Annotated in this window: 15 protein-coding genes and 1 pseudogene; 2 read left to right on the forward strand and 14 right to left on the reverse strand. The window is 71.9% G+C overall.

What is annotated here, in order from left to right:
- The 5 genes from CUT44_RS07705 to CUT44_RS07725 all read right to left on the reverse strand — a co-directional run bounded on the left by CUT44_RS07705 (nt 1) and on the right by CUT44_RS07725 (nt 5648).
- A complete protein-coding gene (locus tag CUT44_RS07705) occupies nt 1-1275 on the reverse strand; it encodes a hypothetical protein (protein WP_100201402.1) in 1275 nt (424 codons plus the stop codon).
- A gap of 46 nt (nt 1276-1321) precedes the next feature.
- On the reverse strand, nt 1322-2389 hold the full coding sequence (locus tag CUT44_RS07710) for a C40 family peptidase (RefSeq protein WP_408646724.1): 1068 nt from the start codon (nt 2387-2389) through the stop codon (nt 1322-1324).
- Nucleotides 2390-2657: 268 nt separating this feature from the next.
- Nucleotides 2658-3683, reverse strand: coding sequence for a C40 family peptidase (locus CUT44_RS07715; RefSeq protein WP_100201404.1), 1026 nt, complete (start codon nt 3681-3683; stop codon nt 2658-2660).
- A 359-nt stretch (nt 3684-4042) separates the two neighbouring features.
- Complete coding sequence (locus CUT44_RS07720) at nt 4043-5389, reverse strand: NYN domain-containing protein (RefSeq protein WP_199185643.1); 1347 nt, start codon at nt 5387-5389, stop codon at nt 4043-4045.
- Nucleotides 5390-5408: 19 nt separating this feature from the next.
- Nucleotides 5409-5648 (reverse strand): hypothetical protein, encoded by a 240-nt coding sequence (locus CUT44_RS07725; protein ID WP_100201405.1) that lies wholly within the window; start codon nt 5646-5648, stop codon nt 5409-5411.
- Between the two features lie 522 nt (nt 5649-6170).
- On the opposite strand from CUT44_RS07725, the gene CUT44_RS07730 reads away from it, so the two are divergent.
- Nucleotides 6171-6452 carry an Lrp/AsnC family transcriptional regulator gene (locus CUT44_RS07730; protein ID WP_100201406.1) on the forward strand — a complete coding sequence of 94 codons (282 nt, stop codon included), beginning with the start codon at nt 6171-6173 and terminating at the stop codon, nt 6450-6452.
- A 41-nt stretch (nt 6453-6493) separates the two neighbouring features.
- On the opposite strand, the gene trpD is transcribed toward CUT44_RS07730, so the two are convergent.
- The 5 genes from trpD to ctaE form a co-directional block, all read right to left on the reverse strand.
- The gene (gene trpD / locus CUT44_RS07735; RefSeq protein WP_100201407.1) at nt 6494-7558 is read right to left on the reverse strand and encodes an anthranilate phosphoribosyltransferase; all 1065 of its coding nucleotides are present in this window, start codon (nt 7556-7558) and stop codon (nt 6494-6496) included.
- 235 nt (nt 7559-7793) lie between these two features.
- Nucleotides 7794-9437 carry a cytochrome bc1 complex cytochrome b subunit gene (gene qcrB, locus CUT44_RS07740; RefSeq protein WP_100201408.1) on the reverse strand — a complete coding sequence of 548 codons (1644 nt, stop codon included), beginning with the start codon at nt 9435-9437 and terminating at the stop codon, nt 7794-7796.
- Entirely contained in the window at nt 9434-10501 is a 1068-nt protein-coding gene (gene qcrA / locus CUT44_RS07745) for a cytochrome bc1 complex Rieske iron-sulfur subunit (RefSeq protein ID WP_100201409.1), read from the reverse strand. The genes qcrB and qcrA overlap by 4 nt, the downstream gene beginning before the upstream one ends.
- Nucleotides 10498-11310, reverse strand: a complete 813-nt coding sequence (gene qcrC / locus CUT44_RS07750) for a cytochrome bc1 complex diheme cytochrome c subunit (protein ID WP_100201410.1) — start codon at nt 11308-11310, stop codon at nt 10498-10500. The genes qcrA and qcrC overlap by 4 nt, the downstream gene beginning before the upstream one ends.
- A 90-nt stretch (nt 11311-11400) precedes the next feature.
- On the reverse strand, nt 11401-12012 hold the full coding sequence (gene ctaE, locus CUT44_RS07755; RefSeq protein ID WP_100201411.1) for an aa3-type cytochrome oxidase subunit III: 612 nt from the start codon (nt 12010-12012) through the stop codon (nt 11401-11403).
- A gap of 249 nt (nt 12013-12261) precedes the next feature.
- On the opposite strand from ctaE, the gene CUT44_RS07760 reads away from it, so the two are divergent.
- Entirely contained in the window at nt 12262-12666 is a 405-nt protein-coding gene (locus CUT44_RS07760; RefSeq protein ID WP_100201412.1) for a hypothetical protein, read from the forward strand.
- 180 nt (nt 12667-12846) lie between these two features.
- Here CUT44_RS07760 and CUT44_RS34830 read toward each other — a convergent pair.
- From CUT44_RS34830 to ctaD, 4 genes and pseudogenes are all read right to left on the reverse strand, one after another.
- A pseudogene (locus CUT44_RS34830) lies at nt 12847-13062 on the reverse strand (L,D-transpeptidase family protein); the annotation flags it as partial.
- The gene (locus CUT44_RS34835) at nt 12962-13549 is read right to left on the reverse strand and encodes an Ig-like domain-containing protein (protein ID WP_158239575.1); all 588 of its coding nucleotides are present in this window, start codon (nt 13547-13549) and stop codon (nt 12962-12964) included. The gene CUT44_RS34835 and the pseudogene CUT44_RS34830, both read right to left, overlap by 101 nt.
- Before the next feature lie 148 nt (nt 13550-13697).
- On the reverse strand, nt 13698-14096 hold the full coding sequence (locus CUT44_RS07770; RefSeq protein WP_100201413.1) for a cytochrome c oxidase subunit 4: 399 nt from the start codon (nt 14094-14096) through the stop codon (nt 13698-13700).
- Nucleotides 14093-15543: aa3-type cytochrome oxidase subunit I (ctaD, locus tag CUT44_RS07775; protein ID WP_100201414.1), on the reverse strand; the 1451-nt coding region annotated here is incomplete at its 5' end. The genes CUT44_RS07770 and ctaD, both read right to left, overlap by 4 nt.

Consider the following 15543-nt stretch of genomic DNA (forward strand, 5'->3'; position numbering starts at 1 on the left):
TCAGCCGCCCAGTTCCCGGCGGACGTGGTCGCGCCAGTGCGCGGTGAACCCTGCCAGGTCCGTACCGAGGACCTCGCGGAGCGCGGCGTCCACCGCGCGCTTCCGGGCCTCTCCTCCGTCCCCGTCGCCGGGTGGGCCGTTCCGGCCCGTCCGCAGGTACAGCTCGGTCAGTTTCCCCTCGCCCCAGCGCTCCGCCACCATCCGGCAGGCCAGCCAGCCGCCCTCGTAGGCCCGGGCGAGCCGGCCGCCGTCCCCGGCGAAGCCGAAGTCCTCGTCCGCAGGAAGCTCTTCGGGCAGCTCGCCGCGGCGCGCGGCCTCGGTGAGCCGGGGCGCGACGAGAGTGGGCGGCCGTCCGGTGCCGTGGTAGGCGACCCAGTCGGCGAAGCCCTCCGAGAGCCACATCGGGGTGGCTGCGGTGGTGTACCGGCGGGTGGCGACGTGGGTCGTCTCATGGGTCATGACGATCCGCCGGCCCCGCTCGCCGAGCACCCCGTAGGCCCGCGGGTTGACCACGATCCGCTCCGCGGGCTTCGCGTCCCGGCCGGGACCGCCCGCCTCGCCGGTGGTGACGGCCGCGATGCCCCGGTAGGAGTCGGGATCGCCGCCCAGGAGCGCCGCCATCCCCTCCACCGAGGCGGGTGCCTCGACCAGCACCCGGCGGGACCAGTCGCGCGGCCAGCGGGCGGCGACCGCGGGCACCGCGCGGTCGGCGTCGGCGGCCAGGGCGCGCAGCCCCTCCCCGGGTCGGCCGACGCCGAGGACCAGGCTGCGTTCACCGCGGACGACGGTCATCCGGCCCTGCTCCCACAGTTGTTCGGTGCCGTCGCGCTCCGAGGAGACGTACCAGCGGTCCTGCCGCTCGGTGAGGGTCAGGTTCTCCTCGGCCCGCACGGGCGCCGTGTCGTACCCCTCCACGCGGTAGCTCAGCTCGGCCCGTACGGCGATCCGGCGCGCCCCGCCTCCGCGGCCCGGGAGCGGGAAGGCGTCGTCGCCGACGGCGGTGACCCGGTAGGACCACTGGCTCAGCGGCAGCCGGGCGAGATTGCCGAACACCGTGCGCTGGGCGGCCCGGTAACGGTCCGCCAGGGGGTCGACGGTCGCCAGGTAGGCCGCCCGGTCACCGGCGAGGACGGCCTCGGCCTGCCGGTCCAGCAGCGCCTGGAGCGGCGCGTGCGGCGCGTCCCGGCCCGCCGGCCCGCCGCAGCCGGTCAGGAGCACCAGCAGCCCGGCCGACAGCGCGGCCACCCACGACACCGTCCGGCTCCGCCATCTCATACGCCGATCGTACGGACCCGGCCGGGGCGGTGGGCGGCGCGGCGGCTCAGGGCCGGACCACGGCGGCGACCGGCATCATCCCCACCGGGTCGTACCGCACCCGCGCCCCGGGGCGCGGGGCGTGCACCACCTGGCCGCCGCCGGCGTACATCCCGACGTGGCTGGCGTCCGACCGGTAGACGACCAGGTCGCCCGGGCGGGCCTGGTCCAGTGGTACGTGCCGCCCGGCGTGCAGCTGCCCCTGCGAGGTGCGCGGCAGGGAGACGCCGGCCCGGCCGTACGCCCAGGAGGTCAGCCCCGAGCAGTCGAAGGAGTGGGGACCGGCCTGGCCCCAGGCGTACGGCGAACCGACCGCCCGCCGTGCGGCCGCCAGCGCCGCCGCGGCCCGCGCCGGGACACCCGCCGGCGTCTCGCGCGGGATCCGGTCCGTGCCGCGCGGAACGCGCTCGCGGGACGCGCGCTCCTCGGCCGGCAGCCGGTTGAGCAGCCGCTGGGCGGCCCCGAGCCTGCGCTGCACGGCCGCCCGGTGCAGGCGCAGGCTCTCGTGCTGCCGCGCCAGTTCGGCGAGCTTTCCGCGGGCCTCGGTACGCCGCTGCTCCAGCACCTGCCTGGCGTGCTGGAACAGCTTCAGCCGGGCGGCCTCGCGGCTGGTGATCCGGTCCAGGACGGCGGCCCTGGCGAGGTAGTCCTCGGGATCCTCGGAGAGCACCAGGGCGAGTGCGGGTGCCATACCGCCGGAGCGGTACTGGGCCTTCGCCAGGTTGCCCAGGGTGTCGCGCAGGCGGTTGACCCTGGCCTGGTCGCGGGCGGCGCCGTCCTGCGCCCGCTCGGCCTGCTCACGGAGCTCCGCCACGCGTTCGGCCACCGCGTTGTAGCGCTCGGTGGCCCGCTCCGCCTGTGCGTAGAGCCGGTCCACCCGGGCGCTCGCCGCGGCCGGATCACCGGTGCCGGGGTCGGCGCCCGCCGGGGACGCGGGCACCACCGACAGCACGGCCGCGCCCGCGGCGGCGGACAGCGCGGCGGCCCGGAGGACCGGGCCGGGAGCGCCGGGCCGGGCGACGGTGCGGGGGGTACGCCGGCGAGAGCCGTGTCGGGTGGACCGGTGCGAGACCACGATGGGGACGCTCTCCCTTCCGCTGCGGAACTGCTGCGTGCCGTCCCCCGCGCCGTCCGGAGGGGGACGGCCGGCACGGGAAACGGCGAACACAGACAGTAGCCTTGCGGGCACTCGCAGTTCACGCGCGGCGCCTCCGCGTGGCACCCGGCACTCCGTTCCGGTGCAGGTCACCGGCGGGGCGGACAGAAACATCCCCCGTCCGGGTTCACCCGGACGGGGGATGTGGAGGAAGCGGCGGAGACCTCGGTGCGGGCTCCGGCGGACGTCAGACCCGCACGCCGAACATGAACGGCATGTTGTTGATGGACTCGTAGCGCACGTTCGCGCCCGGCTTGGGGGCGTGCAGGATCTGCCCGTTGCCGGCGTAGAGGCCGACGTGGTGCAGGTCGCTGTAGAAGATGACCAGGTCGCCCGGGGCCAGTTCGCTCTTGGAGATGCGCGTTCCGGCGTTCGCCTGGGCCTGCGAGGTGCGCGGCAGGGAGACGCCGGCCTGGCCGTACGCCCAGGAGGTCAGCCCGGAGCAGTCGAAGGAGTTGGGTCCGGTGGCGCCCCAGACGTAGGGCGAGCCGATCTTGCTCTGGGCCGCGCTGAAGGCCGCCCCGGCCCGCCCGCTGGGGGAGGCCGTGCTGCCGAGGTCGACCCGCTCCGCGGAGGCGCGGTTGGCGCGCTCCTCCTCCTTGTCCAGCGCAGCGCGCTCCTGGGCGGTGAGGGTGTTCAGCAGCCGCTGGGCCTCGGAGAGCTTGCCCTGGATCTTCTTCTTCTTGCCCTCGAGTTCCTTGCGGGTGGTCTCCAGGTCCGCCAGCTTGTCCGAGGCCTCCTCGCGCTGCTGCGCGAGGGTCCGCTGCTTGGCCTGAATCTTCTTCAGCGCCTCGGTCTGCTTGCTGCTGAGCTGGTCGAGCGCGGAGGCCTTGTCGAGGTAGCTGTCGGGGTCGGAGGAGAGGAACAGCTGCAGCGAGGGGTCGATACCCCCGGAGCGGTACTGGGCGGTGGCCATCGAACCGAGGCTGTCGCGCAGCTTGTTCAGTTCGCCCTGGCCGCGCGCGACGCTGTCCTGGAGGTTGCCGACCTGCTTCTCCAGTTTCTCCTGCTTCTCCTTGGCGCCGTTGTACTTCTCCGTGGCGTGCTCGGCCTCTTCGTAGAGCTTGTCGACCTTGGCCTTGACGTCCTTCTTGGAGGGGGTCGGCTCGGCCTGCGCCGCCTGGGAGGTCAGCGCGACCGCCGCGGCGGCGGTCGCGGTGAGTACGGTCACCCGGGTGCGGTTCGGCTGCTTGGGTCGACGGTGGGACGCCACTGGGGCGAGCTCCTTCTTCCTCAGCCGCCTGCCGGAAGTGGTTGGGGGCCAGTTCCCGGCTCCGCGATGAGCGCCGCGGAATCGGCGGTCCCTCCGCTGCCGCCCCGGTTGGGCGGTCACCTGCGCGGAGGCTCGCGCCAGACACTAGCCATGTGCGCTGATCGCTTCAAATCCTCATAGGAAAAAACTCGCCCACCGGCCACATCCTTTACCATCGCGCCACCGTCCGCTGTCACCCTCTGACCCTGCGTGCCCACTCTTCGGACATTCCGGGCTCCTGTCCCGGTCGCCCCCGGAACAGTCCCGACAGCGGGGGCGACTTTCGGACAGATTCCAAACCGGCCCGGTACCCGCCCGTTTCAGGTGCGGCCCAGCCGCCTCAGCAGCAGGACCGAGGCCACCGGCCGGGCGCCGGCCGCCGCCACCCCGTCGGCCACCTCGCGGTCCGCGGAGACCACCACCACCGGACGCCCCGGCGGCTCGGCGCGCACCAGCCGCCGGATCAGCTCGTCGGCGGTCTGCCCGGGTTTGCTGAACAGCACCCGCACCCCCCGCGGGGGCGCCAGCAGCACCGGCGCCGCCAGCTCCGCGCCGTCGAACACACAGGTCACCTCGGCGCCCGTCTGGGCCGCCAGTCCCGCCAGGCCGCCCAGCAGCCGCAGCCGCTGCTTCTCCAGGGGAAGCGACGGATAGCCGGTCTTGGTGACGTTGTAGCCGTCCACCACCAGATGCGCCTGGGGCAGCGCCAGCAACTGGTCGAGCAGCGCCGGATCGTCCTCGGCCAGGGCGCGCCGCGCGATGTCCTTCGGCGTCATCCGGCCCGGTTCGACCGCCTCCACGCCCTCCGCCGGGCGGTGCGCGACGGGCGGCAGGGCGAGTTCGCGCCGCAGCCCCTGGGCGGCGTCCAGCACCGTGTCCAGCAGCAGCCGCAGCCGCATGTCCGCCACGCTGCGCCCCTCACGTGCCGCCCGGCGGCCGGCCTCCAGGGCGGACTCCGCCTCCGCCAGCCGGGCCCTCAGCCGCCGCGCCTCGCTCTCGGCACCCGCCTTCTCCGTGGCGGCCGCGGACCGCGCCGCCTCGAGCTCGGCCCGCATCCTGCGCACCTCGGCCTCGCCGCGTTTGACGTCGCTCTGTGCGCTGCGCAGCCTGCGCCGCAGGACGTCGGCCTCCTTGCGGACCGCCTCCAGCTCCGTGCGGAGCTGTTCGGTGCCGGTGCGCTCGGCCGTCCTCGCCTGCGCCAGCTCCTCCCTCAGCCGGGCCAGTTCGCGCTGTGCCTCCTCACCGGCGCGCTCGGCCTGGGCCCGCTGGGCCTCCTCACCGGCGGCGGCCACCAGCTTGACCCAGCCCTCCGGACGCAGCACATACGCGACCGCCGCCACGTCCACCGGGTCCGCGGCGGCCGGCAGCGTACCGTCCTCCACCGCCTCGGACAGCTCCGGCAGCACCTCCCGCAGCCGCTCCGCGACGCGCTGCCGGAAGGCCGGGGCGCTCTCCAGCGAGGCGGCCATGGCGTTGCCCGCGAACTTGATCCGCCGCTGGGGGGTGAAACGGGCGTACTGCCGCAGAGGGGCGGGGAGTTCGGCGACGGTGAACCCGCCGAGCGCGTCCCCGGTCAGCGCCACCACCCTGCGGCGCACCTTCTCGGGCAGCGGGCGGTCGAGCGTCTCCCCCTCCGGAGTACGCTCACCACCCGTCCGTTCCACCACCGTTCACACCCGCCCGTCGTCACACCTGAGCGCCGGGCCGGTCCACCAGCTCGACCTGGTCCACCGCGTTGCACCAGCGGCAGCGCACCGACTCGATCGTCTCACTGAGCACCTCGCGTTCCTCGACCCGGGACTCCCCAGCCAAGTCCAGGTGGACGTACTCCACCACCCTGCTGGAGCGCGTCACGTCGAAGCGGGTGAGGTTGCCGCACATCGTGCAACGCCACCGCGTTCCTTCGTTCGGTCGGGGAACCGGCATCTTCTCGTCCTCTCCTCGTCCTCTTCCGCTCCGCCGGGGCGTCCTGTACGGCACCGGCGCTCCTGCTGTCCCGCTGTTCCTCCGCATCCCGGACACTCCGAGTGCCCCGAAACGCTCCCGATGTCCCGCACCGGGGCGCCCGAAGGCGCCCCGGTGCGGGGGATGTCCCCGCAACCCTACGGCCTGGTGACCTTCCGGTGCGCCCCGGCGTACGGTCCGTATCCGAGCCGACACCCTCCACCACCGGGTCCGTGCCGTGGCGCGCGCCGGCCCCGCACGCCCCGCGGAAGCCGGCGGGGCCGGACGCGTTCCTGTGTGCCTTCCCCGGGGGCCGGGCGGCAGTCCCCGCGCCCCGGCCCGTCCCGCCCGCCGCCGCTCCGGGACAAGCGGTGCCGCACCTGCGGCGGGCTACAGTGAGCGGGCCGGCCCCGGCGGCCGGGGGATCGCCGTCCCCGAGGACGCACCGGCGGCCCCGCCGGGGGAAACCGTCATCCGAAGGCCGCCCCCGAGGAAGGAAGAACCGTGATCACCTCGATCGTGCTCATCAGGACCAGCACCGACCGCATCCCGGAGATCGCCCAGCAGATCGCCGAGCTGGACGGGGTCAGCGAGGTCTACTCGGTCACCGGGGCACACGATCTGATCGCCATCGTGCGGGTGGCCCGGCACGACGACCTGGCCGAGATCATTCCGGGGCACATCAGCAAGGTTCCCGGTGTGGTCTCCACCGAGACCCACATCGCCTTCCGCGCCTACTCCCAGCACGATCTGGAGGCGGCCTTCGCCATCGGGCTCGACTCGTAGGGCCCGGGCCGGGGCCCCGGCGGAACGGGGCCCCGGCCCGGTCAGGCGTTGCTGGCGGCCACCCAGCGGTCCAGTGCGGCTCTGGCGGCGCCGGAGTCGATGGACGCCGCGGCCCGCTCCATGCCCGCCGCGATCCGCTCGGCCAGCGGCCCGTCGCCCGGCTCCAGGGCGACCAGCGCGGCGGCGGAGTTCAGCAGGACCGCGTCCCGTACGGGGCCGGTCTCCCCGTCCAGCAGCCGCCGTGCCACATCCGCGTTGTGGGCCGGATCGGCACCCCGCAGCGCCTCCAGCGGCACCAGGGCGACACCGACGTCCCGGGGATCGAAGACCTCGCTGCGGACCTTGCCGTCCCTGACCACCCACACCGTGGAGGTGCCGGTGACGGTCAGCTCGTCCAGACCGTCGTCGCCGCGGAAGACCAGCGCGGAGGTACCCCGCTCGGCCAGCACCCCCGCCATGATCGGCGCCATCCGGGCGTCGGCGACCCCGGTGGCCTGGGCACCCACCCGGGCCGGGTTGGTCAGCGGGCCCAGGAAGTTGAAGACGGTCGCGATGCCCAGTTCCTTCCGTGCGGCACCCGCATGGCGCAGCGAGGGGTGGAACTTCACCGCGAAGCAGAAGCTGATCCCGGCCTCGGCCGCGACCTCGGCGACCCGCTCGGGCGTCAGCTCCAGATTGACCCCCAGCTTCTCCAGTACGTCCGAGGCGCCGCTGGCGCTGGAGGCCGCCCGGTTGCCGTGCTTGACGACCCGGGCGCCGGTACCGGCCACCACGATCGAGGACATGGTGGAGATGTTCACCGTCCTGGCCCGGTCGCCGCCGGTGCCGACGATGTCGACCGTGGGGCCCGGCACCTCGATCACGTTGGCGTGCTCGTACATCGCCCGTACCAGCCCGGTGACCTCGTCGACCGTCTCTCCCTTGGCGCGCAGCGCCACCGCGAAGCCGGCGATCTGGGCGTCGGTCGCCTCGCCGCGCATGATCTGGTCCATCGCCCAGGCGGTGCTCCCGGCGGTCAGGTCCTCGCCGGCCAGCAGCGTGCTCAGCACCTCCGGCCAGGTGTGCGCCGCCGCGGTGTCGCCTCCGGTGGGGGTAGCAGCGCTCATGGGGATCACTCCTGGCGTCGTCGGACGGGGCCGCCCCTTCGGGGAGCGGCGGGGACGGGTGGAGCCGGCGGCACGGCCCGCGGCCAGCCTAGCGGCGCGGCCCGGCTTCCACGGCCGCCGCCCGTACTCCGGACACACCGGGCCCGGGCCGCGGGAGCCGGACGGGCCGAGGGGCCCCGGCCCTCCCGAAGGAGGACCGGGGCCCCTCGTGTGGCGATCGGTGTGTCGTCCGCTCTCAGTGGCCGTGGCCGTGACCGCTGGTGAGTTCCTTGTACTCCTCCGCCGTGGGCTTCGGCACCTGGCTGCCCTCGCCGTAGTAGCCGCGGCTGAGCCTGGCACGGAACTTCTGCACCGGGCCGACCTTCCGCCGCACACCGTTCTCGTCCGTCTCCGGACCGAGCTCCAGCGGCCGGTACTGCTCGTGCGCGGTGAGGGTGTGGAGCTGCTCCTGGGAGAGCGGCTCGTGCACCTCCACGAACTCGCCGTGCGGCAGCCGCTTGATGATGCCGCTCTCCCGGCCGTGCAGCACCTTCTCCCGGTCCCGCCGCTGCAGGCCCATGCAGATCCGCCTGGTGACGATGAAGACGACCACCGGCACCACGAAGAAGCCGATCCGGACGAACCAGGTGATGGCGTTGATCGACAGGTGGAAGTGGGTGGCCCACAGGTCGTTCCCGCCGCCGACCAGGAGCAGGAAGTACAGGCTGATCCAGGCCGCGCCGAATCCGGTACGCGTCGGCGCGTTGCGCGGACGGTCCAGGATGTGGTGCTCGCGCTTGTCACCGGTGATCCAGGACTCGATGAACGGGTACACCGCGATCGACGTCAGGATCAGCGGGAAGATGACCACCAGCGGGATCGCCACGCCCAGGTTGAGGGTGTAGCCGCCGGGGATCACCATCTCCCACGCGGGCATCGCCCGGATCAGTCCCTCGGAGAAGCCCATGTACCAGTCGGGCTGCGCGTTGGTGGACACCTGGTCCGGCCGGTACGGGCCCAGCACCCAGATCGGGTTGATGGTGACCGTCGCGGCGATCACCGAGATGATGCCGAAGACCAGGAAGAAGAAGCCGCCCGCCTTGGCCATGTAGACCGGCAGCAGCGGCATGCCGACGACGTTCTTCTCCGTCCGGCCGGGCCCGGCGAACTGGGTGTGCTTGTGGTAGAAGACCAGGATCAGGTGCGCCACCACCAGGCCCAGCATGATGCCGGGCAGCAGCAGGACGTGCGCCACGAAGAACCGCGGGATGATCTCCGTGCCCGGGAACTCGCCTCCGAAGAGGAAGAAGGACAGGTAGGTCCCGACCACCGGGACGGAGAGGACCGCGCCCTCCATGAAACGGACACCGGTGCCGGACAGCAGGTCGTCCGGCAGGGAGTAGCCGGTGAAGCCGGTGAACATGCCCAGCACCAGCAGCAGGAAGCCGAACAGCCAGTTGATCTCGCGCGGCTTGCGGAAGGCGCCGGTGAAGAAGACGCGCATCATGTGCACGAACATGCCGACCAGGAACACCAGCGCGGCCCAGTGGTGGATCTGCCGCATGAGCAGACCGCCGCGGACGTCGAAGCTGATGTTCAGGGTCGAGGCGTACGCCTCGGACATGTGCACGCCCTGCATCGGCACATAGGTGCCGTGGTACTCCACCTCGGCCATGCTGGGGACGAAGAACAGCGTCAGGTAGACACCGGTCAGCAGGATGATGATGAAGCTGTAGAGGCAGACCTCACCGAGCATGAAGGACCAGTGGTCCGGGAAGATCTTCCGCATGTTGGCCTTGGCCAGGCCGTAGACGCCCAGCCGGCCGTCGGCCCAGTCCGCGACCCGCTCACCGGCGGGTGCCTTGCCCCGGCGCTTCGGGGCGTCGCTCACAGTACTCATCCGCGCTCCCAGAAGCTCGGGCCGACGGGCTCCGCGAAGTCGCCCTGCGCTTCGAGGAAACCGTCATCGTTGACACTGATCCGCAGCTGCGGCAGGGGGTGGCCGGCCGGGCCGAAGATCACCCGTGCGCCGTCGGCCAGGTCGAACGTCGACTGGTGACAGGGGCACAGGACGTGGTGCGTCTGCTGCTCGTACAGGGTGACCGGGCAGCCGACGTGGGTGCAGATCCTGGAGAAGGCGACGATGCCCTCGTGGGACCAGTCGAGTTCCTTCGGGTCCTTGATGTCCTCCGGCTCCAGCCGGACGAGCATCACCGCGGCCTTGGCGATCTCCGTCTGGAAGTCGTGGGTGCCCTCCTCCAGGCCCTGGGGCTTGACGAAGACCAGCGAGCCGACGGTGACGTCCTCCGGACGCAGGGGTTCGTCGGTGTTCTGGTTGACCAGCAGCTTGCCCGGCGCCCAGGCGGTGTGGCGCAGCTTGTCCCCGGGCAGCGGGCCCAGGTCGCGCAGCAGCACCACGCCGGAGAGCGGCACCAGGGCCAGTGCGCCGAACATGGTGTTGCGGATCAGCTTGCGCCGTCCGAGCTGCGACTCCTTGGCGCCCTGCTGGAACTCGGCCAGGACCGTGGCCTTGGTCGGCTCGTCGGCCTCGATCGGGTGCCGCTCACCGATGAGCTCGTGGTCCGACATCAGCGTGCGGGCCCAGTGGACCGCGCCGGCGCCGATGCAGAACAGGGCGATGCCCAGGGTCATGCCGAGGGAGAAGTTCAGCGCGCTGACCTCACCGAGCGGCCAGATGTACACGTACTGGTCGATCGGGAAGATCACGTACGAGGCGATGAAGCCGATGGTGGCCAGCATCGACACGGTGAACAGCAGGGCGACCGTGCGCTCGGAGCGCTTGGCGGCCCGCTCGTCGATGTCCTGGACACGTGGCTCGTGGGGGGGGAGACCGGGGTCGGCGAAGGGGCTCTCGGACCTCTCCGCCGCCTCGCCGGCCTCGGTGTGCTTGCCCGGCAGGTTCCCGCCCGGCACGTCTGCGTTGGATCCGGTGTGGCTGCTCATGACTTCCTGGCCTTGGCGGTACGTGCCGCGACCCACACGGCGACACCGATCAGAAGGGTGAGAACGATCGCCCAGGCGAACATGCCCTCGGCGACCGGGCCGTAGCCGCCCAGTCCGAAGCCGCCGGGAGACTCGGCGTCCTCGCCCTGGACCTCGTTGACGTAGGCGATGATCTCGCGCTTCTCCTCCTCCGGCAGCACGCTGTCGGGGAAGGCGGGCATGTTCTGCGGGCCGGTGAGCATGGCCTCGTAGATGTGCTTGTCGGAGACACCGTCGAGTTCGGGGGCGTACTTGCCGTGGGTGAGCGCGCCGCCCTCACCGGTGAAGTTGTGGCACTGGGCGCAGTTGGTGCGGAACAGCTCGCCGCCCCGTGCGGTGTCGGCACCCGAGGGATCGTACTCCTCCTCGGTGGGGATGCTCGGACCGGGGCCCAGCGAGGCGATGTACGCCGCGAGCTGGTCGATCTGCGCCTGCGTGTAGACCTGCGGCTTCTTGGGCGCCTGGGCGCCCGGCGACTGCGCCGGCATACGGCCGGTGCCCACCTGGAAGTCCACGGCTGCGGCGCCGACGCCCACCAGGCTGGGACCGTCACTCGTGCCCTGGCCACCGGTTCCGTGGCAACTGGAGCAGCCGGTGGCGTAGAGCTTCTTGCCCTCCTCGATGGCGAGGGACTGGGCCGACGTGGTGTCGGCCTTCGCCTCGTCCGCGGGAGCGAACGCGGCGTACAGCCCCCCGGTGGCCGCCAGCGCGAAGAGTAGGACGACGAGCGCCGCCAGCGGATGGCGCCGTCGTGCGGAGAGCTTTTTCACGGATTACCCCGGTGTCAGGATCTTCTGCGTCGATGCTTCTGGCTGTGGCTGTCCGCCGCGCTGACCGCCGGCGGGACCGGATCTACCGGATCACTTGATCAGGTAGATCGTGGCGAACAGACCGATCCAGACGACATCGACGAAGTGCCAGTAATAGGACACCACGATGGCCGCGGTGGCCTGGTGGTGGGTGAACCGCCTGGCCGCGTACGTCCGGCCCAGGACGAACAGGAACGCGATCAGGCCGCCCGTCACATGGAGGCCGTGGAAGCCGGTGGTCAGGTAGAACGCCGAACCGTAGGGGCCCGAGGAGATCGAGATCCCCTCGTGCTCCACCAGCTCCGTGTACTCGAAGACCTGGCCGCCGATGAAGACCGCGCCCATCACGAAGGTGACCACGAACCACATGCGGAGTCTCTTCACGTCGCCGCGCTCGGCGGCGAAGACACCCAGCTGGCAGGTGAGGGAGGAGAGCACCAGGATCGTGGTGTTCGTCGCCGAGAACGGCAGGTTCAGGGAACCCGCCTGCTCCTGCCAGTACTCGGAGCCCGTCACCGACCGCAGGGTGAAGTACATCGCGAAGAGGGCCGCGAAGAACATCAGCTCGGAACTCAGCCAGATGATGGTTCCTACGCTGGTGAGGTTCGGCCGGTTGACCGACGGGTGCGCGTGCCCGGTATCTACTGCTGTTGCTGTCGCCACGCCGACATTATGTCGGTCGCTTATCCCGCCCTCACCTCGGGGGGTGCCCTTCGGTGTGTCCGCCCGCGGGTGTCCTGCTCAGACGGCCCGCCGCGGCGGGCTCCGGGGCGCTGACGGGCGCCGGGGGAACGGAGTAGCATCCGCCAACGACGGCTATTCGCACCATGGACACCCCCATGGACCCACGGCCCCCGCGGTCCCGGGGCCGGAGGCCCGGGACACCATGGCCCCCAAGGACACGGAGGAACCATGCAGCCGACCGCCACGGTGCTGGTCTACAGCGACGACGCCAACACCCGCGAGCAGGTGCGGCTGGCCGCCGGGCGCCGTCCGGCCGCCGACGTGCCGCCGGTCGAGTACCTGGAGTGCGCCACGCTTCCCGCGGTGCTCGCCGCCCTGGAGGAGGGCGGCGTCGACGTGTGCGTGCTGGACGGCGAGGCGGTGCCCGCCGGCGGGATGGGCGTGTGCCGCCAGATCAAGGACGAGATCTTCGACTGCCCGCCCGTCCTGCTGCTGATCGGCCGTCCGCAGGACGCCTGGCTGGCCACCTGGAGCCGGGCCGAGGCCGCGGTCCCGCACCCGGTCGACCCGGTGGCGCTGGCCGACTCGCTGGCCGCCCTGCTGCGGCGCCGGCCGGCGCGTACGGCCGCCTGACCCGGCACCCGGCCCGCGGCGGGCCGTCGCGGGCCGGGTGTCCCGGGCGGCCGGCCGCCGGGCCTCACCGGGCGCCGCCCTCGCGCCACTCCCCACCAGGACGGGTTCCGGGCGCCGTAGCCGTTGCCGAAGGCCGGCGTCCACTTCCCCTCCCCCTCCGGTGTGCCGGACGACGTCGCCCGGCCGCACGGTGCGGAAGAGCCAGCGGGCGTTCCCGACGCTCATGCCCGTACAGCCGTGGCTGACATCGCCCCGGCCGTGCCACCCGGCCGACCAGGGCGCGGCGTGCGGGAACTCACCACCGCGGGTGGGCCGGACCGCCCCGTGCACGGGCAGGTCGTGGGACTCGGGGCTGTCCTCGGAGATGCCGGTGCCGGTCATCCGTACGAAGGGCTGCCGGTCGAGGACCACCTTGCCGCCCCCGGGTACGGAACCCGGGTCCGCCGGTGGTGGCCGGTGGTCGCGCGGGCCGGTGGTCGCGCGGGCGGCAGTGCGGACTCCGGTCGTCCACCCAGCGCCGGGAGCCGTCGGCCGGGGGCGAGGAGCGGACCGTCAGGGCGCGTTCCACGATCGCGCGCTGCTCCCGCGTCCCGACCGCCCGGCTGGGCCGGGCGGTGACGGGCCGGCCGAGGCCGTGGACGCCGCTCTCCGGGCCGAAGAGGACGTCGAGCGTCCGTTTTCCGCCGGGCGGATGGCGAAGCCCACGGTGCGGCGGCCCGGGTCTCCGGCACCGTCCTCGGTGCCGACCGCGACGGTGCGGCGCGTCCCGGCGGCCGCCGTCCCCGGTGTTCGGCGCGGCCTGCGCGGCGGTGTTCCGCGGGGCCGCACCCGTGGGCCCGTCGCCGCCGCCGCAGACGGCGGATCCCACCGCGAGCGGCACCATGACCAGGAAGCAGACCGCTGCCGTCCTGGGTGCTCCACGACTCGTGCTGCCGCGGTGGGGACGGCAGCCCGGCCGGACGACCCGGATACGTACGAACGGGCCACCTCCGGAAGATACCCGGAGACGACCCGTTCGCGACGGAAAGGCCCTACTGGTTCTGGTTCTCCCCGTGGTAGTACTCGAACACCCAGCCGAAGAGGCCGACCATGATGATCGGCAGCGAGATGAACAGCAGCCACCAGCCGAGGGCGACGCTCAGGAAGGCGATCGCGGCACCGATGCCCAGCGCCAGCGGCTGCCAGCTGTGCGGGCTGAAGAAGCCCAGTTCGCCGGCGTCGTCGGCGACGTCCGCGTCCTTGTTGTCCTGCGCCCCGGTGTCCACCCGGCGGGCCGTGAAGGCCAGGTAGAAGCCGATCATGAGGGACAGGCCGAAGGACAGGAAGAGCGCGGTGGTGCCGACCGGTTCCTTGGACCACACGCCGTAGACGGCGGCCACGGCCAGGATGAAGACCGACAGCCAGATGAACATGTGTCCCTGGATCTTCACTTGCCGGCCTCCTTGGCTCCGGAGAGCACCGGACCCTCGGGGCCCTGGGTGTTCTCCAGCTGGTCGACGGCCGCGACGTCCGGGTGGTGCAGGTCGAACGCGGGGGATTCGGAGCGGATCCGCGGCAGGGTGCGGAAGTTGTGCCGCGGCGGCGGGCAGGAGGTGGCCCACTCCAGCGAGCGGCCGTAGCCCCAGGGGTCGTCCACCTCGATCTTCGGCGCGTACTTGGCCGTCTTCCAGACGTTGTAGAGGAACGGCAGGACCGACAGGCCGAGCAGGAACGAGCTGATCGTGGAGAACGTGTTCAGCGCGGTGAAACCGTCGGCCGCCAGGTAGTCGGCGTACCGGCGCGGCATGCCCTCGGCACCCAGCCAGTGCTGGACCAGGAAGGTGCCGTGGAAACCGATGAACAGCGTCCAGAAGGTGATCTTGCCGAGCCGCTCGTCGAGCATCTTCCCGGTGAACTTCGGCCACCAGAAGTGGAAGCCGGCGAACATCGCGAAGACCACCGTGCCGAAGACCACGTAGTGGAAGTGCGCCACCACGAAGTAGCTGTCGGAGACGTGGAAGTCCAGCGGCGGGGAGGCCAGGATGACACCGGTCAGACCGCCGAACAGGAAGGTGATCAGGAAGCCGATCGTCCAGAGCATCGGCGTCTCGAAGGACAGCGAGCCCTTCCACATCGTGCCGAGCCAGTTGAAGAACTTCACTCCGGTGGGCACCGCGATCAGGAACGTCATGAAGGCGAAGAACGGCAGCAGCACACCGCCGGTGACGTACATGTGGTGCGCCCACACGGTGATCGACAGGCCCGCGATGGCGATCGTCGCGCCGATCAGGCCGATGTAGCCGAAGATCGGCTTGCGGCTGAAGACCGGGATGACCTCCGAGGCGATGCCGAAGAACGGCAGCGCGATGATGTACACCTCGGGGTGCCCGAAGAACCAGAACAGGTGCTGCCACAACAGCGCGCCGCCGTTGGACGGGTCGAAGATGTGGGAGCCGAACGTCCGGTCCGACTGCAGCGCGAACAGCGCGGCGGCCAGCACCGGGAAGGCGAGCAGCACCAGCACACCGGTCAGCAGCACGTTCCAGGTGAAGATCGGCATCCGGAACATCGTCATACCGGGCGCGCGCATGCAGATGATCGTGGTGATGAAGTTGACCGCGCCGAGGATCGTGCCGAAGCCGGACAGCGCCAGCCCCATGATCCACATGTCGGAGCCGACCCCGGGGCTGTGGACGGCGTTGCTCAGCGGGGTGTAGGCGAACCAGCCGAAGCTGGCGGCGCCGCCCGGGGTGAGGAAGCCGGCCACCGCGATGAGGGAGCCGAAGGAGTAGAACCAGTAGGCGAGCATGTTCAGCCGCGGGAACGCCACATCGGGCGCGCCGATCTGCAGCGGCATGATCCAGTTCGCGAAACCGGCGAACAGCGGGGTGGCGAACA

The organism is Streptomyces carminius (assembly GCF_002794255.1).
Classification (GTDB): domain Bacteria; phylum Actinomycetota; class Actinomycetes; order Streptomycetales; family Streptomycetaceae; genus Streptomyces; species Streptomyces carminius.

Bases quoted from the DNA above. Each gene is read 5' to 3' on its own strand.
- CUT44_RS07705 (WP_100201402.1), bottom strand. From the start codon at position 1,275: ATGAGATGGCGGAGCCGGACGGTGTCGTGGGTGGCCGCGCTGTCGGCC.
- CUT44_RS07725 (WP_100201405.1), bottom strand. From the start codon at position 5,648: ATGCCGGTTCCCCGACCGAACGAAGGAACGCGGTGGCGTTGCACGATG.
- trpD (WP_100201407.1), bottom strand. From the start codon at position 7,558: ATGAGCGCTGCTACCCCCACCGGAGGCGACACCGCGGCGGCGCACACC.
- qcrB (WP_100201408.1), bottom strand. From the start codon at position 9,437: ATGAGTACTGTGAGCGACGCCCCGAAGCGCCGGGGCAAGGCACCCGCC.
- qcrA (WP_100201409.1), bottom strand. From the start codon at position 10,501: ATGAGCAGCCACACCGGATCCAACGCAGACGTGCCGGGCGGGAACCTG.
- CUT44_RS07760 (WP_100201412.1), top strand. From the start codon at position 12,262: ATGCAGCCGACCGCCACGGTGCTGGTCTACAGCGACGACGCCAACACC.
- CUT44_RS34835 (WP_158239575.1), bottom strand. From the start codon at position 13,549: ATGGTGCCGCTCGCGGTGGGATCCGCCGTCTGCGGCGGCGGCGACGGG.